The organism is Paenibacillus amylolyticus, assembly GCF_003719335.1.
GTDB lineage: Bacteria > Bacillota > Bacilli > Paenibacillales > Paenibacillaceae > Paenibacillus > Paenibacillus amylolyticus_D.
This window is the reverse complement of record NZ_RIAS01000032.1, coordinates 1-22,349: the sequence shown is the minus strand read 5'-3', so window position 1 is coordinate 22,349 and position 22,349 is coordinate 1. Positions and strand designations below refer to the sequence as shown.

At 41.5% G+C, this 22,349-nt stretch carries 19 protein-coding genes and 1 pseudogene; 13 read left to right on the top strand and 7 right to left on the bottom strand.

Annotation, left to right across the window (positions count from 1 at the left end; genetic code table 11):
* The first annotated feature begins 99 nt into the window (after positions 1-99).
* Both EC604_RS29050 and EC604_RS29045 read left to right on the top strand, forming a co-directional pair.
* The gene (locus tag EC604_RS29050) at positions 100-2,850 is read left to right on the top strand and encodes a glycoside hydrolase family 78 protein (protein ID WP_123067424.1); all 2,751 of its coding nucleotides are present in this window, start codon (positions 100-102) and stop codon (positions 2,848-2,850) included.
* Positions 2,851-3,056: 206 nt separating this feature from the next.
* Positions 3,057-4,481: an MFS transporter gene (locus tag EC604_RS29045; protein ID WP_123067423.1), complete on the top strand. Its 1,425-nt coding sequence runs from the start codon at positions 3,057-3,059 to the stop codon at positions 4,479-4,481.
* A 103-nt stretch (positions 4,482-4,584) separates the two neighbouring features.
* Here the strand turns inward: EC604_RS29045 and EC604_RS29040 are convergent, their stop codons facing one another.
* On the bottom strand, positions 4,585-5,145 hold the full coding sequence (locus EC604_RS29040; protein ID WP_123067422.1) for a TetR/AcrR family transcriptional regulator: 561 nt from the start codon (positions 5,143-5,145) through the stop codon (positions 4,585-4,587).
* 203 nt (positions 5,146-5,348) lie between these two features.
* On the opposite strand from EC604_RS29040, the gene EC604_RS29035 reads away from it, so the two are divergent.
* From EC604_RS29035 to EC604_RS28995, 7 genes are all read left to right on the top strand, one after another.
* Positions 5,349-6,950 carry a DUF5597 domain-containing protein gene (locus EC604_RS29035; RefSeq protein ID WP_205127962.1) on the top strand — a complete coding sequence of 534 codons (1,602 nt, stop codon included), beginning with the start codon at positions 5,349-5,351 and terminating at the stop codon, positions 6,948-6,950.
* Positions 6,951-6,975: 25 nt separating this feature from the next.
* Positions 6,976-8,787: a family 43 glycosylhydrolase gene (locus EC604_RS29030; protein WP_123067421.1), complete on the top strand. Its 1,812-nt coding sequence runs from the start codon at positions 6,976-6,978 to the stop codon at positions 8,785-8,787.
* Positions 8,788-9,441: 654 nt separating this feature from the next.
* Complete coding sequence (locus EC604_RS29020; RefSeq protein ID WP_123067420.1) at positions 9,442-9,699, top strand: hypothetical protein; 258 nt, start codon at positions 9,442-9,444, stop codon at positions 9,697-9,699.
* Between the two features lie 227 nt (positions 9,700-9,926).
* The gene (locus EC604_RS29015) at positions 9,927-10,799 is read left to right on the top strand and encodes a DegV family protein (protein ID WP_123067419.1); all 873 of its coding nucleotides are present in this window, start codon (positions 9,927-9,929) and stop codon (positions 10,797-10,799) included.
* A gap of 38 nt (positions 10,800-10,837) precedes the next feature.
* Positions 10,838-11,248, top strand: coding sequence for an Asp23/Gls24 family envelope stress response protein (locus EC604_RS29010; protein ID WP_151458137.1), 411 nt, complete (start codon positions 10,838-10,840; stop codon positions 11,246-11,248).
* Positions 11,249-11,928: 680 nt separating this feature from the next.
* Entirely contained in the window at positions 11,929-12,501 is a 573-nt protein-coding gene (locus tag EC604_RS29000) for a TetR/AcrR family transcriptional regulator (protein WP_123067417.1), read from the top strand.
* 274 nt (positions 12,502-12,775) lie between these two features.
* Positions 12,776-13,534, top strand: a complete 759-nt coding sequence (locus EC604_RS28995; protein WP_123067416.1) for an SDR family NAD(P)-dependent oxidoreductase — start codon at positions 12,776-12,778, stop codon at positions 13,532-13,534.
* A gap of 246 nt (positions 13,535-13,780) precedes the next feature.
* Here the strand turns inward: EC604_RS28995 and EC604_RS28990 are convergent, their stop codons facing one another.
* From EC604_RS28990 to EC604_RS28970, 5 genes are all read right to left on the bottom strand, one after another.
* Positions 13,781-14,257: a DinB family protein gene (locus EC604_RS28990; protein WP_123067415.1), complete on the bottom strand. Its 477-nt coding sequence runs from the start codon at positions 14,255-14,257 to the stop codon at positions 13,781-13,783.
* 100 nt (positions 14,258-14,357) lie between these two features.
* Entirely contained in the window at positions 14,358-14,939 is a 582-nt protein-coding gene (locus EC604_RS28985) for a TetR/AcrR family transcriptional regulator (protein ID WP_123067414.1), read from the bottom strand.
* Positions 14,936-15,397, bottom strand: a complete 462-nt coding sequence (locus tag EC604_RS28980) for a DUF1348 family protein (RefSeq protein WP_111270891.1) — start codon at positions 15,395-15,397, stop codon at positions 14,936-14,938. Before EC604_RS28980 ends, EC604_RS28985 begins: the two co-directional genes overlap by 4 nt.
* Positions 15,398-15,692: 295 nt before the next feature.
* Positions 15,693-16,529: an alpha/beta fold hydrolase gene (locus tag EC604_RS28975; RefSeq protein ID WP_123067413.1), complete on the bottom strand. Its 837-nt coding sequence runs from the start codon at positions 16,527-16,529 to the stop codon at positions 15,693-15,695.
* 699 nt (positions 16,530-17,228) lie between these two features.
* Positions 17,229-18,251, bottom strand: coding sequence for an MBL fold metallo-hydrolase (locus EC604_RS28970; RefSeq protein WP_123067412.1), 1,023 nt, complete (start codon positions 18,249-18,251; stop codon positions 17,229-17,231).
* Positions 18,252-18,415: 164 nt separating this feature from the next.
* Between EC604_RS28970 and EC604_RS28965 the strand changes: the two genes are divergently transcribed.
* The 4 genes from EC604_RS28965 (at position 18,416) to EC604_RS28945 (ending at position 21,828) form a co-directional block, all read left to right on the top strand.
* The gene (locus EC604_RS28965; RefSeq protein ID WP_123067411.1) at positions 18,416-19,426 is read left to right on the top strand and encodes a fumarylacetoacetate hydrolase family protein; all 1,011 of its coding nucleotides are present in this window, start codon (positions 18,416-18,418) and stop codon (positions 19,424-19,426) included.
* Between the two features lie 91 nt (positions 19,427-19,517).
* On the top strand, positions 19,518-20,099 hold the full coding sequence (locus tag EC604_RS28960) for a TetR/AcrR family transcriptional regulator (RefSeq protein WP_123067410.1): 582 nt from the start codon (positions 19,518-19,520) through the stop codon (positions 20,097-20,099).
* A 266-nt stretch (positions 20,100-20,365) separates the two neighbouring features.
* Positions 20,366-20,965, top strand: coding sequence for an SDR family oxidoreductase (locus EC604_RS28950; protein ID WP_123067408.1), 600 nt, complete (start codon positions 20,366-20,368; stop codon positions 20,963-20,965).
* 767 nt (positions 20,966-21,732) lie between these two features.
* On the top strand, positions 21,733-21,828 hold the full coding sequence (locus EC604_RS28945; RefSeq protein WP_123067407.1) for a paeninodin family lasso peptide: 96 nt from the start codon (positions 21,733-21,735) through the stop codon (positions 21,826-21,828).
* A 247-nt stretch (positions 21,829-22,075) separates the two neighbouring features.
* Here the strand turns inward: EC604_RS28945 and EC604_RS30310 are convergent.
* Positions 22,076-22,349, bottom strand: a pseudogene (locus tag EC604_RS30310) (hypothetical protein); the annotation flags it as partial.

Sequence of the window (22,349 nt, the reverse complement as noted above, 5' to 3'; positions counted from 1 at the left end):
ATCACAATCATAATACCATATTATTTATTTCTATTTCATTACAATAACATTAGTAAGCGGTATCATAAAAATTCTGGACTTATCGAAAGGTGGATACAGATGGAATTAAAGAATCTTCGGATTGAATACATGGAGAATCCCCTTGGCTTGGATATACCAAACCCGCGCTTCTCATGGCAATTGGTTTCTTCAGCGCAAGGAGTAATGCAAACTGCATATCAGATCACTGTAACCAAGGATACTCAGGAGGTTTGGAATTCAGGTAAGGTGGGGGCGGACACTTCAATTCTGGTAGAGTATGCGGGACTCCCGCTTCAGGCCTCCACTTTGTATCAGATTCATGTCACCGTTTGGGATAATCAAGACAATCAAGCAAGCATTGAGGGACATTTCGAAACAGGTCTTCTGAAGGGAAGTAACTTTACAGCAGATTGGATCACGCATACCTTCCAGGACGATGAAACTGCACCTCCCGTGTTCCAAAAGATCTTCACTTTAGAAAAGGATATACAATCAGCCCGTCTCTATGCATCCTCATTAGGAGTTTATGAAATTTCTATTAATGGGAATCGGGTAGGGGATCATTATTTTGCCCCGGGCTGGACTAATTACAATGAGCGGCTGCAATATCAGACCTATAACCTAGACGGATTGCTGGAACGGCAAAACAAGATGGAGATCACCGTTGGAAATGGCTGGTATAAAGGTATCTTTGGTTTTACCTGTACTCCGAATCATTACGGGGACAGAGTGGCAGCTATTGCAGAACTGCACATCGTCTATACAGATGGATCTAAAGAAATGATTAGAACAGATGACAGCTGGAAGGTGACGAAGGGACCAATCCGCTCCAGTGAAATCTATATGGGAGAGACCTACGACTCCTGTTATGCAGACGATACTCTATATGATGTGGTCCCATTCTCCTATAATAATGATCGTCTTATCTCCCAGGAAAGTGAACCGGTCAGCATTACCAGAAGGCTCCCCGCAGTGAAGTTTTTTACTACACCCAAAGGAGAGCAGGTTATTGATTTCGGACAGATTCTGACCGGATTTGTAGAGCTGCAGATTACCGGGCTTGAGGGTCAGGTCATTACCATCCGGCATGCCGAGGTACTTGATAAAGAAGGAAACCTGTATACTGAGACATTGCGGCAAGCTGTATCTATTGACCGCTTTATTTGTAACGGGAAAGAACAAGTCTTCCGGCCGCATTTTACTTTCCACGGCTTCCGTTACATCGCGGTAGAAGGATTAGAGATCATTCAGCCGGAGCTGTTCACCGCCTGCGTACTGCATTCACATCTGGAGGAAACAGGCAGCCTGACAACCTCCAATGCAATGGTTAACCAATTATTCAGTAACATTCAATGGAGTCAGCGCGGTAATTTCCTTGACATTCCTACGGACTGCCCGCAAAGAGATGAACGTCTTGGCTGGACGGGAGATGCTCAAGTGTTTGCCGGAACGGCTGCCTTTAATATGAATGTAGCCTCCTTCTTCACGAAATGGCTGCGTGATCTTGCTTCTGAGCAGACTGAAGAATATGGGGTTCCGCAAATAGTTCCTAATATCCTGGGGAATCAGGACGGAGCTGCTGCTTGGGGCGATGCTGCAGTTATTGTTCCCTGGACCATGTATCAAATGTATGGTGACCTCAAACTGCTCGGGCAACAGTACGACAGCATGAAGGGCTGGGTTGATTATATCACTGGACGCTGCGGGGTTAATGGGCTGTGGCAGACAGGATTTCAATACGGAGACTGGCTCGGACTTGATAAGGAAGAGTTCAGCAATGAGCGAACCGGGGCTACGGATGTGTATCTGGTGGCTAACGCTTATTATGCTTATTCCACAGAACTGGTCGCCCAGGCTGCCAGGCTGTTAAATAAATCTGAGGATGCCTCCAAATATGAAGCTCTTCATAGCCAAATTAAATCAGCGTTCCAGGAAGAGTATATTTCAGCAACCGGCAGGTTAGTTAGTGAGACTCAAACGGCTTGCGTATTAGCTCTTCACTTCAATCTGGTGGATGACAAGCACAGAGAGAGAGTCCGCAAGACCCTGGAGTCCAATATTGCCCAGCATAAGAATCACCTTACCACCGGCTTTGTGGGCACTCCGTATTTGTGCCATGTATTATCAGAGAATCAAATGCATGAGCTTGCGGGCATCCTGTTCCTGAAAGAAGATTTCCCGTCCTGGCTGTACGCAGTTAAGAAGGGAGCAACAACCATCTGGGAACGGTGGAACTCCATTCTCCCGAATGGAGATTTCGATACATCAGGCATGAACTCCTTAAATCATTACGCGTATGGTTCTATTGGAGAATGGATGTACAGGAAGCTGGCTGGTATTAATCAAATCGAACCCGGATTTAAGAAGATCCTGATACATCCTCAGTTCATAAAGGGAATAAGTGCGGTAGAAGCTATTTATCATTCGGTATATGGAGAAATCAAGAGCTCATGGTCTTGCAGGAATGGGGAAATTATCGTCAATGTGACGATCCCTGCCAATACTACTGCGGTCATTAAATTGCCTGAGCAGGAAGACCCGATTGAAGTCGGTTCTGGAGATTACAGCTTCAGATATCCTACACAAACCAATCTGGACATAGAGCGGTTTACCTTTGACTCCACGCTTAAGGAAGTCATCGAAGAGCCGATAGCTCTTCAGATTATGGAAGAACATGCCCCCGGGATGTTAGACCATCCGATGATACAATATGCGTATAATTTCTCAATAAGCGAATTGTTAACCAATACCCCTGAGGAAACAGCAGTGTTGTTTAAACTGATCTTGAAAACATTAAATGAACCGAAAGAGCAAGGAGCTGTGCATTAAAACAAGAGGGCGTTGTAGGATAACTACAATGCCCTTTTTATTTTAATGTACACTGGGAATCATCGGTTTGAAAACGCTTAAAATAAAAAAAGTGAAAGACAATCAAAATTCCAAAAAAAAAATTAGGATACCATATATGTTCATTTCAGAAGATTAAAATAAGGAATAGAAAGCGCTATCATGACATGTCAAACGGGGGGTAAATAATGAATGAAACAAACTACAGTACAGAGGTTGTAACGCCAACCAAAAAATCGAAGGAATTAGGTACTGATGCCCAGGGTATCCAAAAAACGATGCGGCCTCATCATTACTTAGGTGACGCTGCAGGACAAATTGCACTTAACGTCATTAGCGGACTTCTTGGGGTGCTAACTTACTTTTATACAGATAAAGTAGGTATAGCAGCAGCGACAGTTGGTACAATTATGCTGATCACCAAGTTAGTTAATGCAATCACGGACCTGCTCATGGGTCGTATCGTTGATGGTACTAAATCGAAGTACGGGAAAGCACGGCCTTGGATGTTGTGGATGGCTCTCCCGGCACTGGCCGCTATCATTTTGCTATTTACGATTCCTGCCGATGCATCCAACAGTATGAAAACGATATATGCTTTAGTCACAGTAATATTCGCTTCTGCCATTGTATTCACAGGGATTGCTATTCCGTACGGAAGCTTAATGGCTATTCGGACTAAAAGTGTCGAAGAACGCGGTAAAATGGGAGTTGCCCGTTCAATCTCCGGATATTTGTTTGGAATGATCATCTCTGTTTTGCTAATTCCGGTGACCAATATGCTTGGCGGAAATCAGAAGGCTTGGATCATCGTTGCAGTCGTACTTGGAACAGTGTCAGCCATTGCCTTAGTGCTGACCTTCCTTTCCTCCAAAGAGGACAATGCAAACGTAAGTTTGAATGAAACCGATGACGTACCATTCTGGGAAAGTATCAAGCTCCTGCTAAGGAACAAATATTGGATCATGATGTTGTTTGCTCAATTATTTATTAATATAACGTTTGTGTTTAACAGTTCAACCGGGATCTATTACACCAAATATATTCTAGGTAATGAAGATCTAATCGGAATCATGGGTGCTGTTGGTTTGATTCCGGTAGTTATAGGTTTCGCTCTCGTTACTCCAATGATTAAAAAGTTTGGCCTTTCCAACACAGCGCGTATTGGGATGATCATCGGAATCGCTGCCTCGGGTATCCGATGCTTCATGCCATATAGCTTTGTGGCTGCGTTAGTGTTGGGCGGATTAACAACTCTGGGTACTATTCCAATGATGGCTGTAGGCGGTGTGCTGGTCAATAACACTGTCGAGTACGGGGAATGGAAGACAGGCAAGCGTCTAGTGGGGATGGTCAATAGTGCAAACAGCTTTGGTATTAAAATCGGTGTGGGTCTCGCCGCAGCAATGATCGGTTGGATTCTGGCAATGGGAGATTATGATGGAACATTAACCACACAGCCGGATTCCGCAATAACCAGTATTCTTGTTCTTACTGTATATCTTCCTGCAGCCACCTTGGCGCTTACGTATATCTTCCTGCGCAAGTATGACTTAGATGCGAAGTATCCTCAGATCGTAAAGGAACTGGAAGAACGCCGTAATCAACATTAAACTGAATATGATCAACTCCTGCAAAAATCATGGGGCTTTGGCTGGCAGTCTGGATATACTATGCGCTCTTTATGGTCTCCAGGTTCTGCCAGCAATAAGCTACTCACTTCTTCTCTAGCTGTGTAATCGCCACTAAGGATTGGTCGGCCAAAGAGAAGATGAGCTCTGCCAGTTCATTACTGGAGAGAATAAATCCTTCTTGTATCCATTCTTGGATGATCGCCAAACTTCCATTGACCAGGTAAGAATAAGTATAAGGTTTCAATCGTTCAGGTACGTTGAGTTGAAGCTCGCGATCAATTTTTTGGAGTATTTCTTTCAGAAGACGTTTGGGAAATAACACGTTTTCGTTGGAGGTGAGGAGCATGACAGTGAATAGCTCCTCATCTTTTTTTATGTACTCTAGAAAAGCCAGGATATAAGTAGTACCGCTGTCTACCGCTTCAATTTTATCCAGATAGGCACTCGTATTATTAATAATCTCCTGTTCAACATTTTCAAGCAGGTCGTAAGCATTGGCAAAATGTAAGTAAAACGTGGAGCGATTGATGCCCGCTGTGGTACACAATTCCTTAACGCTGATTTGGCTTATATTTTTCTCTTTGAGCAAGCTGATCAAGCTCTGCTTCAACAGTAGTTTGGTTAACCGTTCCCGTTGATTCATGGTCAAATCATCTCCAAGCAATAAAATTTCTATAAAAATAGACACTTCTCTCTCAAGTGTCTAAATTACATCAAAACACAAAACAACTGATGGTTGTTAAATAGACACTCTGTCTGTATTGTGAAGGTAGACGAATGACTTGTCAATAAACTTATGATGCAGGTCCTAAATAAAAAATAAGAAGAAGGAAGAAGGAGATTTAATTGTCAATTCCATATTTAACACAAAAAGAAGGCAAAAAAGTACTGATGGTACAGGGTAAGCCATTTATTATGCTTTCCGGTGAAGTTCATAATTCTAATTCATCGTCGGTTGAGTATATGGAGCAGATCTGGGATAAAGCAGAGGAACTGGGAATGAACAGTTTACTACTTCCAGTGACCTGGGAGCTTATTGAACCTGAGGAAGGTAAATTTGATTTTAGTTTGGTAGACGGGTTGATTGAACAGGCTAGAGGGCGTGGTAAGAAATTAGGTTTTTTATGGTTTGGAGCCTGGAAAAATGCACAGTGCTATTATGCACCGGAATGGGTGAAGACAGATCTTGAGCGTTTTAAAAGAGCTGAAGTAGAGAAAGGAAAGAAATTTACGTACCTTAAGGATTTTTATGGAATGCCATACACATCTTTATCTTATTTATGCGAAGAAACTAATAATGCAGATGCACGAGCTTTTCGAAAGCTGATGCAGCATATCAAAGAAATTGATGAGCAGGAAAATACTGTTGTGGTAGTGCAGGTAGAAAACGAGACTGGACTACAGGGGTCTGCACGAGAAAACTCGGATGAAGCAGATGCATTATTCGAGGAAAATGTTCCGCAGCAGTTTGTCGAGTACATGAGGGCACATGCCGGAACTATGGTACCTGATGTGAGAGCTGTAGTTGAAGATGGAGCAAAGAGTGGTAACTGGAGGGCTGTGTTTGGTAATGCAGCGGAGGAAATATTTAGCGCTTACCATATAGCAAGTTATGTGAATAAAGTGGCTATAGCGGGAAAAAAGGTATATCCACTTCCTACGGTAGCTAACTGTTGGCTGGATAAAGGACAGGAAGCCGGAATGTATCCAAGTGGAGGACCGGTATCACGTATGATGGAGGTGTGGAAATATTGTGCACCTGCCATTGATATTATTGCACCGGATATTTATGCTTCTGATTTCTGTGGTATTTGTGATGAATATACAAGAAGGGGAAATCCGTTATTTATCCCTGAGACCGTAACTCACAGCTATGCAGGACCAAGAAAAGTGTATGCAGTAGGGCATTATCATGCACTTTGCTATGCTCCTTTTGGATTTGAGGAGATGGGAGAACCGTTCTCAGCAAGTGAGGGACACCTATTTGGCATGGATACTGCAGATCCGGCTCTGTCCACACCCCAAAATGTGGAGGAATATGGATGGTACTCACAGACATTAAATGACATGATGCCTTTATTAACAGAGAAGTATGGTACACCTGATTTGCAGGCAGTTATTTGTGAACGAAAAGATGTTGATACTATGATTTTTGGAGCATATGGCTTTCAAGCAATAATGAATCTGCCAGTGATAGAAAGAAAAGATGGCGTATGTCTGGTATTAAAAAAGTCTGAGAATGAATTTTATGTCATTGTCAATGGATACTACCTCAGACCGTTTTCTACAACAAACGAAAAGCCATATGTAGATATTCTTTCATTGGAAGAAGGGGAATTTGAGAACGGAAATTGGAAAATGACTAGGAGGCTTAATGGTGATGAAGTTGCCTTAATGAAGTATAATAAGCCGACATTGTTAAAAATAAAATTATTTGCATATAATTGACATTAATTATAGAAGGAGTTTAACTATGAAGTATTATTGTAACCCAATCAATGTAGATTACCGTTATCAGTTTAACCAGCAAAAGATTGGAGATACCATGGGAGCGCTGCAAATTTCAAGAGAGGCTGCAGACCCGTCTATGATTTGTTATAAGGGAAAATATTATATTTTTGCTTCTATGACACTAGGGGTATGGGTATCCGAGGACATGGCGCATTGGGAGGCACAACGATTGCCGGATAATTTGCCATTTTATGATTATGCACCGGATGTTCGTGTAATTGGTGAATATGTTTATTTCTCTGCATCTAAAAGAGCGGAGCCATGCAATTTCTATCGTACCCGGGATGTTCTAAATGGACCCTATGAAGAAATTCAGGGCAGCTTTGAATTCTGGGATCCCAATCTGTTCGTAGATGATGATGGAAAGGTCTATTTCTACTGGGGCTGTTCGAGTGCCGAGCCGATCTATGGCGTAGAAATGGACCCGGAGACGATGCTACCCAAGACCGATCCAGTCGGACTTATTGCCGGTAATTGGGATAACATCGGTTATGAACGTAACGGTGAAGATCATACCTCCCCGCCAATTCCAGAGGACCGATTGGATGAAGCGTATCAGGAATTTTTGAGAAAATTAGGTATAAGGGAAGAAATGGTCCCTGAGGAAGTGCGACAAATGTTCCGGGAGATGGCCAAGAATCGTCCATATATTGAGGGAGCCTGGATGGATAAATATGAGGGCCGATATTACCTGCAATATTCATGTCCGGGAACAGAATACAATACATACTGTGATGGTGTGTATGTAGGTGATTCCCCGCTTGGACCCTTCACTTTGTCCAGCAATAACCCATACTCGTACAAACCAGGAGGCTTTATTCCTGGTGCAGGCCACGGTTCTACCATGAGAGATATGAATGATAATTTGTGGCATACCGCTACCATGCGCATCAGCGTAAATCATAATTTTGAGCGTCGCTGTGGCTTATGGCCGGCAGGTTTTGATGCAGATGGAGAGCTGTTCTGTAACCAGCGATACGGGGATTGGCCTATGCGTGTACAAGAAGGAAAGATGGACCCTTGGAACAGCCCGGAATGGATGCTGCTAAGTTACGGCAAGACAGCGACAGCTTCTTCTGCGGAAGAAGGAAAGGAGCCTGGCAAAGTCACTGAAGAGGATGTTCGTACCTGGTGGCGTGCTACTACTAATGCATCTGGAGAATGGGTACAGGTTGACTTAGGTGCAGCCATGGACGTTCGTGCGGTTCAGGTGAACTTTGCAGATGACATGATTGATATCGAGCCACCACAGCCACTAGTGGTGAGTGCAGCAGGCGGGCGTTATATCGAAGAACGTGAGTTGGTAACACGTTGGATGCTCAAAGGGTCATTGGATGGCGAAAATTACTTTATGATTGAGGATAAATCCAAGGTGAACACTTGCCTGCCCCATGATCTGGTGGTCAGAGAAGAGGGTGTGCAGGCTCGTTATCTGAAGCTTACCGTATTGGAAGTGCCCTATAATCAACCTGCTTGTGTATCTGGCGTGCGTGTCTTTGGTAAAGGAAATGGAACTGCTCCAATTACACCGGCATTTACGGCTGTAAGATTAAATGATTTGGATATGAAAGTGACCATCACCTCTCAGGATGAAAATGCAGCAGGGCATAATATTCTATGGGGACATCAGGAGGATAAGCTGTATCACAGCTATATGATATTTGGCAAGAAAGAGCAGGATATTCGCGCATTAATCAAAGGAACAGATTACTTTGTCCGTGTGGATGCGTTTAATGAAAATGGCATTACGGAAGGGAAGGTGATCAAATTATAAGTTGAAGACAGTACAATATTTTGGCTTCCGAGAACGTTTAAGTTCATGTCGGGAGACAAGAACATGTTCCGATAGAAAGGACAAGAACATATTCCCATTCAAGTCGCTATTAAAGCGGCTTTTTTATTTTATCAGTACAAGTTCTTGTCGCATGCCAAAGACATGAACTTGTACCGTTTGCCGATTAGGCGTAAGGATCAACGCCATTTTTCCGGGAAGAGTCGATACGGCGGAGCTTGTGGAGATGGTCGTTTTCAATGCCACTGGAAAATCCAGCTATATGACAGGTTCAATCATTGTAGTGGATGTCGGTTTGACACTTTAATCTATATGGTATGAAACGGACCGTTCGTTTTATTTAATTATACTGCCCCTATTAGGTTTGTTAACGAACTATCTAAATTTGTTCCTCTCTCTAATTTACAGGGAATCACCTAAAGAGATGATCCATACAAAAGTACGGTTTAATATACGCATTTGAGGAGTATGCTACATAATCGTATATTAACATTGCCCAATTGGGCAGACAGGTATGCCCCTTTGAACGATGTTTTACAAAATTACCAGACGTATAATATAAATAAGCTTTTAGTTTATCCTTTGTATTAATAGTCTGTAATGTCATTAAATAAATAATTATATGGAGATGATAATATGAAAGAGTATATTAACGCATTGAGTTTAGCTGTATTTCTAACCCTTTTGGGATGTTCGACGACAGAAATTACTTTGGAATCTTCAGCTGCTATCAAACCTGAAAACAAGCCACTTACTTCTTACATTCAGAACACATCGAAATTAGAAGTTACTTCTGCAAAAGAAAAGGATTCGACTTTCAATTGTTTGAACATGGGAACAGATAACCTACCTCAGATCGATAATCAAGGTGACCAAGGTTACTCAAGTTTTTAAAGCACATAGATTAGTTGGAATTAACATAGAAGAAAGATACAAATGAGCAACGTTAAGTTGCAACTCAGGCTAAATCGCCTACTTCCAAATATTGATGTAGAGGGCGAATCTCTTATGATGAAAAACCCGTCATCTTAAACACCTAGAAGAATCGAATGTGGAGAATGAAGGATCAGAAGGTTCTACCATGATAAACAGAGAGAAACTGGGTTAAAGGAGGAAAGACTGTGTCCAAAGTGCGCATTTTTGTAGACAGCATCTCGGATATTCCGGAGGAATGGATTGATAAGTATAAAATAGGAATCATTCCATTATATATAGTTTTTCAGGAAGATTCCTATCTTGACATAGAGATCAACGTCCATGACATGTACAACAAAGTTGAGATGAACGGACAATTGCCGCAGACTTCCACACCTACACCAGCTGACTTCTTTAAAGCATTCCGCCCGGTTATTGAGAACGGAGAAGATGTACTGTATATCAGTGTGTCTTCTCATTTATCATCAACATATCAAAATGCTGTTACAGCCTCGCGCGAGTTTCCTCCGGGAAGAGTAACTGTTGTGGATTCTCTAAATGTTTCTGCCGGGACGGCCATGATGGTTTTATTAGCCACACAATTCACTAGTGAAGGTAAGAGCGCTATAGGTATAGCAGAATCGCTTGAAACAATAAGAGATGAAATTCAATTGAACGTAGTTGTTAATAATCTCGATTATCTCCATAAAGGGGGGCGATTAAGCAATCTTAAAAATCTTCTGGGAAATATGCTTAAAATACGTCCGGTTTTATATGTTAGTCATGGAAGAGTGCTATCAGGAGTGAAGTATAGAGGAAACAAACAGCGGATACTAAAAAAACTTTTGTCAAGCATCTTAAGCCAAATTCATCGAATTGATCACGATCATATTATTATTGCCCAGACACTAGAGAAGGAAACCGCTGAATGGATAAGAAATGTTATTCTTGATGAGACTTCTATTAAAAAAGTACACATCATAGAGGGGGGATGTGCTATACGCTCACACAGTGGTCTTCATAGTATAGCAATCAGTTTCATACTTAAATCGGAGCCCCTTGTTCACACTCAAAGATGATCATTACAAAGGATAACGGATAATTCGCTTGTTAGAAAGTGGAGCAAAATACCAGCGATTACTTAAGATCGATTGTTGAAGATATTTTTTATGTGGAAAACAAGGAGATGGTAATTATGTTAATTCAAACAGGACTAGGCAAAACTACATTCTCCAAAGAGACTATATCTAAATTTGTAAGTATGGCGCTCGATATGACAGACGGGCTTGTTTTAAGTTCGACTTATATCGGATCCATCACTAGAAAATTGACTGGTAACACTGCTGGAATTGAGCTGCGTGAACATGATAAAGGCATAGATATTCACTTAAGCATTATAGTCCAATATGGCATGCGTTTGCATGAGGTATGCAGGGAGCTGCAATATAAAGTGAAGGACGTAGTAGAGGATTTCACAGGACTTACAATTATTGCAATTCATCTCAAGATAGAGGGTATCACTGTATAATTGTGTAATAATGCTATAAATGAAAAATTTAACAGCAAAAGGAAAGTGGTGTTAAATAATATGATTGGGCATTTAATTGTTCAAGCTGATAAGCATTCTCGTGTTGGACTAAACTCAATTTAATGGCCATCGGAAATATTGCCCGAACGGTTGCTGGTTCGAGTAATCTCCAGCATCGCTTGAGCTGAATCCCCTTTTCCCCACAGTTGCTTGAGCAGATTATTCCGTAGGTTATGGCATTACTTCTTTGACGGTAAGATCAGTTTTCTTTATTATGGCTTTAGCAAGTTGAGTGCGTGAAACGCAAGAAAAAAACACCTGCATGCGGGTGAAGGGCAATGCATGAAGAACTACAAGTTCTTGCCAATGAAGTAGGTTATACGCGGCCCCTCTTGCTTTGGCGTTTACACAAGCCCATCCCTCAATTACTCCAGCAATTGTAGGGCAAGAACGATTAAACAATTACGGGAGACGTTGAAAGGTAGTGATATTCGTTTAAGTACAGCGTAACCTCGGATGTTTTAGTAAAAGGATGGACATCAGACTGATTACAAGCCAACATACGAAGAAAACTATAAATAAACAGAGTTTAGCCATCGTTTGATTTGGTTCAAAGAACTTTATAAACCCATTTGCTGAATAATCAATTGAATGTATAATGATTATTCGAGGTGATAAAGATGGCAAGATCCAAAGAATTTGAAATAAATGAAGTACTAGATAAAGCAATGCACCTTTTTTGGACCCAAGGTTATGAGAAAACCTCCATGCAGGACTTAGTAGAATTTATGGGCATTCATCGAAGAAGCATCTATGATACGTTCGGGGACAAGCATGCCTTATTTGTGAAAGCACTAGAGCGATATGAAGCGAAACAGACCAGCAAAATAAAGTTCCTGACTCAAAATCAAAAATCGATTAAACTGGTGCTGCGCGAGATGTTTGAATCAACAATAAGAAAAGAAGGCGAACCAATAGGTTGTTTCATGGTGAATTCAGGTGTGGAACTGGGTGTTTTAGATCCTGAAATCTCTTCTTTAGTAAATGAGAGTTACACTCGAACAGAAGAATTTTTGACAACACTTATACAGACAGGACAACAAACAGGTGAAATTAAGAAAGACTTGGACCCGGTAGTTACTGCTTACTTTCTAATGAATAATTGGCTAGGACTACGCACACTCGTTAAGACGACATCAGATCAGCGGAAATTAACGAGTATTATAGATATGTCACTTTCAATTTTAGATTAATTTTTACTATTAGATATATAATGATTTGTTTTGGGTGGGCTAATTCCTTCATAGCTCATATTCACTGCACTATGAACTAATATTGAATTCGCCCATCTGTTCAAGTCAAAAGAAAATCTAAGTTCATGAAAGAATCAAGCGAAAATTCTTTACCGATCGTTCTCAAAATGCTATACTCCGATTAAGAAATATTTTTTTAACTCTATTAGAATGAACATTCTAATAAAAGGTGATTATCCATACTAATTCTGTACTATAAGAGGGAGAGAACATTATGAAATACACTGTAATTACAGGAGCAAGTTCAGGCATTGGATATGAAACAGCATTAGCATTTGCAGCACGGGGTAAAAATTTAATTTTGGTGGCCAGAAGAGCGGATAAGCTGGAAGAACTCAAAGCTAAAATCCAAGGCATGGATACTAAAGTAAATGTTATTGTTCAACAAAGTGACCTGTCCGTATCCTCTGAAGCTTATGCACTGTATAACAATTTGAAACAATATGAAATTGAAACGTGGATCAATAATGCTGGAATTGGAGAAGGCTCAGTTATAGCTGAACAGAATTTGGACAAAGTAGAAACCATGCTGCGCGTTAATATCGAATCTTTAACGATTCTATCCACATTGTATGTTCGAGATTATGCAGATGTTGAAGGCACTCAATTGATTAACGTCTCTTCAGCGCTCGGATATGCAATTGCAGTGGGAAGTGTAGCTTATTCCGCATCGAAATACTATGTTAGTGCCTTTACAGAAGGTCTTGCGAAAGAACTGGAACTAAAAGGTGCAAAACTTAAAGCGAAGATTTTGGCACCAGCAATTACGGAAACAGAATTTGTACAAAAATCAATTGATGCCGAAGGATTTGATTACAAAGCAAATATGCCTAAGTATCACACTGCTGAAGAAATGGCTGGATTCATGGTGGATCTCTATGAACATGAAGACGTAGTCGTAGGAATTGTAGATCAGAACTATGATTTCCACTTAAGAGGCGCAATATATCCGGTTATTTCAGAATTAAATTAATTATCACAAATGAAAAAATCAATCATAAAGAGAAGTCAAGAAACAAATAACTTGCACCGATTGCTGAATTGGAAAAGCATATTCCCATTCCGATTAGAAAGGTGATGTTATAAAAAAGAAACCGACCTTATTTCGATTTCAGTAGAATTTAAGGTCGGTTTGTTTGTTTTAGTGAAGGGACACTACTAATAACGAAGTAAGATAACTCAATATTTCATGGAGACATTAATTCCAACAAATTCTTTACTAAACATAACTGTTAATTATGCTTTTGATATTTTTAATTGTTGCAAAGTGCATTGCTTCATGGTAAATCAGAAAACCTAGTAATTGTTCTACATTTGTAAAGATAAGTCCTTTAGAAGACTTGTAATGAGGATTGATTTCTTCTTTCAATTTGTTTGAAAGTATCGATTCAACCCTTTCAATTTGTTCAGTTAACAAGTTAATTAATTGAGACAACGTTGGAGGCTCTATATTCCAATCAGACGGTTTAGTTCCTGGATCAAACAAATTACTAAAATTACCAGGATTTTTGGTTTCTTCCCCAGTAAGTTGGAAAGCGAATTTCTCATGTATGACATACATGTGGCCTAGATTCCATTTTATATTGTTTTTCAAACCTGTTGGAATTATTTCCGAGGCAGAGTCATTTATATTCCTCACATAATCAACTGTCTGATGGCGAACAAATCCTAATTGATCTGTGACAAAATTGCTCATGATATTGACCTCCCATAAAGTTGCTAAAAATCGTTAAGAAAAAATCACTTGTTTTTTGGTGAAAAGAAATTCCGCCAGTGTACTAAAAAACACTTTTGTGTCAGTAAGCAGAGTTGCTTTCAGAAACAAAAGTTGAGACTCGTTGTGACAGATTTGCCAATGTACGTTCAAAATAGGATTCATCATTAAGTGCTCTACTCAAAATTAATCCCCCTTGGATACTAGCAATTGTTTCCTCTGAAATTTGGTCTGCAGTCTCTTTAGAGATACCGGTTTGAACTAGTGCCGCGCTTAAGGCTTCAATCCATCTTATAAAATATTGCCGAATTACAGCAGCGAATCGATCTCTTGTTTCGTCCAAAGCGAATGCACCAATAAGGCATATACGCTGACCAGATTGAAAATAAGTATCGACCTCTTGCCACATATGGTCAATGGCTGCCCGAGGTTCATTCTTTTCGAGCGGTTCAAAAATGTTCTTGATAAACCATTGATCAATATGAGCAAGAATTTCAGCAGCCATCTCATCTTTTCCACCCGGAAAGAAATAATATAAGCTTCCTTTAGATAGACGCGTACGGGCCGTAATTTTACTCAAAGATGCACCTTCATAACCTAATTCACGAAATACTTCAGTAACGAGAGGGATGACATCAGACTTTTCAAAAACAGTGCGAGTCATAGGTTTAACTCACTTAGACTTGGGTGTTCAGCGGGGCGCGTGCCGAGAGGCCAATGAAATTTTCGTTCCTCTTCCTTAATCGGCATGTCATTAATCGAAGCAAATCTACGCTGCATCAAGCCGTCGTCAGCGAATTCCCAATTCTCGTTTCCATACGATCTGAACCAATTGCCACTATCATCATGCCATTCATATGCGAATCTGACTGCAATACGGTTATCCGTAAATGACCAAAGTTCCTTGATCAGGCGGTAGTCCAGTTCTTTGGCCCATTTTCTAGTCAGTAAAGAGACAATTTCTTGGCGGCCTGTTATAAATTCGCTCCGATTTCTCCAATAGCAATCCTCAGTATACACAAGTGAGACGCGCTGAGGGTCTCGGCTATTCCAGCTGTCTTCTGCCATACGTGTTTTTTGGATTGCTGTCTCACGAGTGAATGGGGGAGTTAAATTATTCATTAAATTTTCCTCACTTTCTAAACTGTTTGTAACAGTATAAACCGATCGGTTTATAAGTGCAAGTATACATCCCAAATTCAATACCAATTTAGAATGGGTACAGATTCATAGTGTACCAAGTAGCCATCAATCTTATGAATCTTATGCATAGTGGCTCTTTTTGTGTATTACCAATGATCAAGAGGGGTGTTCATTCTTAAGAAATAATGAGAAAGCAGGACGTCCTCCTCTAAAGGAGGCGTTCTGCTTTTTCTCTCATTTTGTTTTTTTGCTAAAATCATCAGTCGAATTAAATTTAACCCTGCAAAAATTCGATCAATGCTGCATTAAATTGATCAGAATGGGTCGCATTAAATCCGTGTGGTCCACCTTCGACAACAACCAGACGGCTGCCAGGGATGGATTCATGAGTACGTTGTCCGCTCACCTCCAAAGGCACGATAGCATCTGAATCACCATGGATAATCAGTGTTGGAATGTTGAACTTCTTCAGATCCTGACGGAAATCCGTAAGGGCAAAGGCAGCAATACAATCCAATGTGCCTTTAGGTGATGCCAGAGCTGCAATATCACGGTTATAAATACGGAATGGTTCGCTCACAAGGTCTGTACGGTCTCCAGCAGCGAAAAAGTTGCTTGTAAAACCATCCAGGAATGCTAGCCGATCCGCTTTTACCCCGTTTTGAAATTCTGAAATCGTTGCATCATCTAATCCTCCTTGAGGATTGTTTTCGGTTATATAGAGATAGGGAGGAACCGCTCCCGCAAATACGGCTCTAGAAACGCGTTCTGTTCCATAGGTTCCGACATAACGTGCAACTTCGCCGCCACCCATGGAGAATCCGACTAATGTAGCATCACGCAGATCAAGGTGCAAAATCAATTTATGCAAATCCGAAGCAAAGGAATCATAGTCATAACCATCCCAAGGTTGAGAAGACTGACCGAATCCACGACGGTCATATGTGATAACACGGTAGCCCGCTTCAATTAGGGCAGGAACTTGCTTCTCCCAGGATCGTCCACTCAAAGGCCAGCCATGAATCAAAATAATTGGTTTTCCCGCACCATGATCTTCATAATACAGTTCAATTGGTTGGTCATTCTCAGCGCCTACGTTTACTTTTGCCATGGAAAATACCTCCATCAGTTATTATATTTTTGTTTATACAGAAGCTATTTGGCTCAGAAACATGAATGGGGGCTTGTTCATGAATCGCCTCACTTTCTATACCTTTTGTATTAGTATAAACCGATCGGTTTATAGATGCAAGTTCATATCTTAGCGTGGGTAATTAGTCTCGCATGGGGGCTACGTTGAGACCTGTTTGGATATTCTAGCCAAAAACAATGCAACAACTGAGTTTATTGATGAAGAAACCTATGAAACGTTCCCGAAAAAATCTGGCATCATCCTGCATAAGAGTGTTGGGTTAAAGAGAGCATTGAATTCAGTTGTCCGGCTGAAAATGAATAGCACGTATGAAGATTAGAACAGATTAAAGGAGGAGCTCAATTCAAAAAAGAGCCAACGAACTTAAAATCGTCGACTCATCCATAGATGTATCAAAAGCAATGATCCTCCATATATCAACATACCTAATACTACACCTAACGTTCCCTGGAATAAGTTAAGAGTATGATCTCTTTCTCCGTAAAAAACCGTCTGATTTTCCCCATAATCTACATCCCCACAAACGTTTATCATCTGATTAAAACACCAAAGACCCGTAAGAGGGCACTTTTTTCAAAGTGTCCATCTTACGGGTCACAGTTCACGTATGCGACAGGGTCGTTTTTTGTTTTTCGTAGGCTAACTTCAAATTGCTATTCATTCTTGCCAAACACTCATAGGGTCCCATGGCTTGATTTGATTACCATATTTTCCGGCCAAAAAAACTTTCATGTCTTCCAGCTTAGCAGGCACCTCGTTCCAAATGGGAAGGGGTGGTAACCCTCGTTTGCTTTTCAATAGGATGTCCACTGTAACATACAAGCGTTCTGGCTGAATCCAATGAAGGAAGCGGGAAATATCAATTTGCTTAGTCAGGGACAAGGCATCAATTTCGTCATTGTAATGCTTGTTGAACTCGCTGATCAGGTTCAGGAGATAGTCTCTCTGCTCCTTCACGAAGTCCAGGCCGCAGATGGCGCCATGTCCTGGAATAACGATTTCGGGTTTAATTTCATCAATAATGCGGTCAAGCACTTTAACCCAATTGAGGGTTCCCTCTTCGCTGTATGCCGTACACCCGTTAAACACGACATCGCCGGCGAACAACACTTTTTCTTTTGGCATCCACAGCAGCAAGTCACTGTCAGAGTGGGCCGGAGCAACGTTGTAAATCATTACTTCCGTATCGCCAAGACGGATGTTGATATCGTCCTTTATCTCAATATTCGGGAGCACCCATTCTACGCCTTCCAGGTCGAATCCTTCAAATTCCGCTGCAAAAAACCGCTCGCCCGATGTAGATTCGGGAGAATCCTTTCCTCTTCTGATAACGCTATCCATCCAGGCGATATTTTCGGTAAGACGCTCTCTGGACGCTTCCTTGTGCATAATAATGCAAGCATCTTCAAACGCTTTGTTTCCCCAGGCATGGTCGCTATTATAGTGCGAGTTCACCACATATGCGGGAGAGGCGCCGTTGCTTACTTCCATAAATGCCTCACGCATTTCCCGCGCATGGAACAAATCGAAGAACGTGTCATACACCAGCCCTTCACCCTTGTTGATGAACCCGGCATTGGCCCAACTGATGCCGCGATACGGCGAAATACCGGCAAAGACGCCATCTGCGACTTCAAAAAATTTAACGCGAGGTTTTTGAATAATACGTCCATACTTCATGAAATTTCTCCTTTGCGTATATGTTTTGGGGTAAGACATACTGACTATGCCATTATTATAGAGAATGGAAAATAGGAATGCAAGCATGTACTTGCATGCAACCATTCTATGCAATATGATAGTAACAGAACAACATCACACTACATGGATGGAGGCGCTTAACCATGAAACTAGTAACCTTTCGAACCAATACATCCCAGGAACCTTTGTTTGGGCTTGTAATTAATGAGAAATTTGTCGTGTCTTTTGCCGCAATCATGAAAAAGCAGAGAACATTCGTTGACAGTCTTGAAAGTATGGACAGCTATCTTCATTATTTGCCGGCAAGTTACGATACCGCTAAGGAATTGATGCAATATGCTGTCGAACAGTTGCATCAATTCAATGAAAATGAAATCAGCCCGATTGCAGCGGTAAACCTGCTACCGCCGGTTCCGAATCCGGCTGCGCTTATCGATTTCGGGCTGACGCCAAGACATCTAAGAAATGCTGGCGTAAATCTGCTGCAAAGAGAATATACAGGGCCGGAAAGAGAAGAACTCACACGTAAACTTTCCGAAAAATTCCAGAAAAATCTGAATAAAGTAACTTTCAGTTATTACAAGTGTAACCATAATGCATTAATTGGCGATGGGGATACGATTCATTGGCCTTCGTACTCTTCCTACCTGGATATCGAGCCGGAGCTGGCCTTTGTTACAGGGAAGGGGAACTGCATTGCAGGTTATGTTATTTTTAACGACAGTACAGTCCGCGATGTGCAGTGGCCGGATTTCCAGGCGCTGACCGGACCGACGCGCTGCAAAGATTTCGATCGCAGCAAAGGAATAGGACCATTTCTGGTAACGCCGGATGAAATCGACAACCCGTTGGCATTGGATGTAGATGTACGCATCGGGGAGAGACTGCACTGGAAGGGAAGCACATCCGAGTATGCTGCACACCCTGCAAAAGTGATAGAGGAGGTTCTCAAAGTTTTCACGCCACTCCCGGGCACGATTATAGGAATGGGGACGATACCGGATTGCTGCGCAATCGAGACCGAAGAATGGTTGTTGCCCTCTGACCGAATCCAGATTACATTTGATAAATTAGGCACGCTCACGCAATTGGTGCCTGATCATGTCAAGATTACGGAACCAAGTCGTTGGGAAAAAAGAAGCGATTTACCTTAAATAAACGTTTATCAAAATGATGAACTCTGAATCTGCTTCATCGCAGAACTTGTAGTAGAATAGGTTTAACATATGCAAAAGGAGAAATACAATGCAAACTTCAGACAGAATCATTGAAGCCGCGACACGGCTCATCAAAAAGAATGGCTATCGAGGTGTAAGCACCAAAGCCATTGCAACGGAAGCTAAAGTCAATGAATCTACGATTTTCCGGCAATTCGGAAGTAAGCAAGGCATATTGGAAGCCATCATTGAAAGACATTCGGATATTCCGCAATTTGAGAAGCTGTTAAAAGAGGACGCGACCGATAATCCGGAGGTCGATCTGCTGAATGTAAGTCAGCAGTACCGATTGTTTTTCCATAAGAATGCGGACATCATTTTGATTGGCATCCGCGACAAAGGAATGTTTCCCGAATTGGACAGAGTGCTGGCCGATCCGCCGGTGAAGCTGCACTCCTTGCTGGTTGAATATTTTGAACGCCTGCAGAAGAAAAAAGTTATAGCCAGACAGGATGAGCGCCTTGCCGCCATGTCTTTTCTCTCGATGTGCTACGGATTTCAGATGAGCGAGCTGATTCACCGGCAATATCAGTCCCAACTCGTCACCGAGGAAGATTTCTACCAGCACAGTGTCTCATTGTTTGTAAAAGGAATTTTGTCTCAGTCATAAGCTTTGTTGATTTATTTAAATATGCCAAATACTGCTTTTGCTCGACTAACTTTACCATTCGTTCCACATTCACAATAAATGCTGTGAGATATGTCTGTATTCGCATACGAAATAGACCTCGGTACTTGGCTGTTGCCATACCGATGAACCTCTTCATCTCAGCATTTATATACTCAATGACGACAGAAATCTATCAACGAGGATGGAACAATTAATGGAAGTAGGCGGGGCCGGAGGAGCAGCAGAACGTCTAGTCGAATCACTGCATGAACTTTTCAACATTTTTTATGCTATTGCGAGCGTTGTCGACCGCGCTTGAACACTATGGCCGCATTGATATTTTGATCAATAATGCCGGTTCCGCTAAATCAGGATCTTTTTTCGATCTGCCGGAGGAAGCTTTTTTGGAGTCATGGAATTTAAAGCTGCTCGGTTACATCCGAATGGTGAAGGAAACGGCGCCACACATGATCAAACAGCGAGACGGACGTATTGTTAACATTGTCGGCATCGCAGGACGGACGCCAAATCCAGCATTCCTCGCGGGCAGTACCGCAAACTCGGCGTTGTTGAATTTTACAAGAGGCATCTCCAAGGAATTGGCGGAATCGAACATCAGGATTAACGCGATTTCACCCGGCTTAACGGCAACAGAGCGGGCGGGAAATCTCGCCGTGCAAAACGCAGAGATTAAAGGAATCAGCGCCGATGCTATGAAGGCGGAAATGAACGCCGCGATACCGCTCGGACACATGGTAGATCCGGCGGAAATAGCAGCGATGTCGCTGTTACTTGTTTCCGACCGTGTTCCTTCTATTACGGGAACAGAAATTGTCATCGATGGCGGACAGCAACCTGGCGTTTAAACGCCAACTTGGACGCGATTCAGTTGATTAAGCTACGAAGGATACGATAGTTGAACAAAAATTGATGTTATTCTTCATGTAAGATAGAAAATGAATCATGTTTATCCGTTGTATCCTATGCGAGAAGGAAGAGAAGCAAGAAAAGAGATAATTGAATTCATTGTTGACTAACAGGGAATATAAAACATTGAACGTCAAATATATCTATTTGAAAAGAAGTGGAATACTATTTGAATAATTTCATCCCTTTTGCTTTTTGAGGACAAAAGGGGATGTAGTACTTTCAGAGAGTACCAGATTTCCAGTATATTCATACGAAACTAATGCTTAAAACCCCAAAAATTAGGTAAATGTTGAGGGGCATGAACATATTCCCATTGAAGTCGCTATTTAAGCGGCTTTTTTATTATATCGCGGTACAAGTTCGTGTCCCGAGCGAAGGACAAGAACTTGTACCGATTGCCGGAATGGACAAGAACATAGTCCGATTAGATATGTGTCAAAATAAAAACACAATATAGAGACGAGTGGGCTTTAACTTGGGGCAGTAGCGCTACAGGGAAATACTTTACCCATAGAAAGGGATGAAATAGTTGTTTACTTAGATACGTATTGTGTCTTATAATTTTCACAAAGATACATATCGTATCTCAAAAAGTTTGTATCGCGCAAGTAATATAAGGGTGCTCGCATCTTGGTTCCAGTTTTTGTAGAATGGAGGAGACGACGAAACGAAAAAAACGTCTTGACAGGCACCGGAATTAGAGGTGCTGGATGTGCAGCAAACGATGGCTGGCTATGGATTCAGGCAAATTGATTGGATCGAAGAACATGATGCAGACCTATATGATCCAGCGTCCTGATGATCATACTTCAAATTGAAAAACGTATTCTTGCTCAAAAGGTCGCCTGTGGGCGGCTTTTTCGATGCTCAGATGAGGGATAAGAACATGTTCCAATTTCTAATGTAACATCTGAATATAACTGATACCCGTTTCTTTTTAAACATTCGTTGAAAATTTCTTGTACTCATCGCAGCAAGCCGGCTTATTTTTTGCAATGTAAGTGTATCCCTATAATGGGTCCCCATAACGGCTTGGTGAGCAGCAGCTAAATAAGGCGTAGCATCAGCCTCCTGTTGATGTAACATTTGTTCGAATACGTTGCGAAATTCGTTACGCCGCTCGACAAATATAACGGAGCCTGTTCTTTTAAATCCAGAGGTTGAAACACATGTGATACACCAGGGGATGACAAACAAGTCGCCTTTGGAAACCAAAATACATTGGTCCCCAATCTGATGAGCACTTCTCCTTCATATACATAAGCGATTTCAACAAAATCATGGTGATGCATCATCGTAAACGGCTCTTCTTTTGTCAGC

What these genes read in the sequence shown, in the direction of transcription:
- EC604_RS29050 (WP_123067424.1), top strand. Translation starts at nt 100, where the DNA reads ATGGAATTAAAGAATCTTCGGATTGAATACATGGAGAATCCCCTTGGC.
- EC604_RS29045 (WP_123067423.1), top strand. Translation starts at nt 3,057, where the DNA reads ATGAATGAAACAAACTACAGTACAGAGGTTGTAACGCCAACCAAAAAA.
- EC604_RS29040 (WP_123067422.1), bottom strand. Translation starts at nt 5,145, where the DNA reads ATGAATCAACGGGAACGGTTAACCAAACTACTGTTGAAGCAGAGCTTG.
- EC604_RS29030 (WP_123067421.1), top strand. Translation starts at nt 6,976, where the DNA reads ATGAAGTATTATTGTAACCCAATCAATGTAGATTACCGTTATCAGTTT.
- EC604_RS29020 (WP_123067420.1), top strand. Translation starts at nt 9,442, where the DNA reads ATGAAAGAGTATATTAACGCATTGAGTTTAGCTGTATTTCTAACCCTT.
- EC604_RS29000 (WP_123067417.1), top strand. Translation starts at nt 11,929, where the DNA reads ATGGCAAGATCCAAAGAATTTGAAATAAATGAAGTACTAGATAAAGCA.
- EC604_RS28995 (WP_123067416.1), top strand. Translation starts at nt 12,776, where the DNA reads ATGAAATACACTGTAATTACAGGAGCAAGTTCAGGCATTGGATATGAA.
- EC604_RS28990 (WP_123067415.1), bottom strand. Translation starts at nt 14,257, where the DNA reads ATGAGCAATTTTGTCACAGATCAATTAGGATTTGTTCGCCATCAGACA.
- EC604_RS28985 (WP_123067414.1), bottom strand. Translation starts at nt 14,939, where the DNA reads ATGACTCGCACTGTTTTTGAAAAGTCTGATGTCATCCCTCTCGTTACT.
- EC604_RS28980 (WP_111270891.1), bottom strand. Translation starts at nt 15,397, where the DNA reads ATGAATAATTTAACTCCCCCATTCACTCGTGAGACAGCAATCCAAAAA.
- EC604_RS28975 (WP_123067413.1), bottom strand. Translation starts at nt 16,529, where the DNA reads ATGGCAAAAGTAAACGTAGGCGCTGAGAATGACCAACCAATTGAACTG.
- EC604_RS28970 (WP_123067412.1), bottom strand. Translation starts at nt 18,251, where the DNA reads ATGAAGTATGGACGTATTATTCAAAAACCTCGCGTTAAATTTTTTGAA.
- EC604_RS28965 (WP_123067411.1), top strand. Translation starts at nt 18,416, where the DNA reads ATGAAACTAGTAACCTTTCGAACCAATACATCCCAGGAACCTTTGTTT.
- EC604_RS28960 (WP_123067410.1), top strand. Translation starts at nt 19,518, where the DNA reads ATGCAAACTTCAGACAGAATCATTGAAGCCGCGACACGGCTCATCAAA.
- EC604_RS28950 (WP_123067408.1), top strand. Translation starts at nt 20,366, where the DNA reads ATGAACTTTTCAACATTTTTTATGCTATTGCGAGCGTTGTCGACCGCG.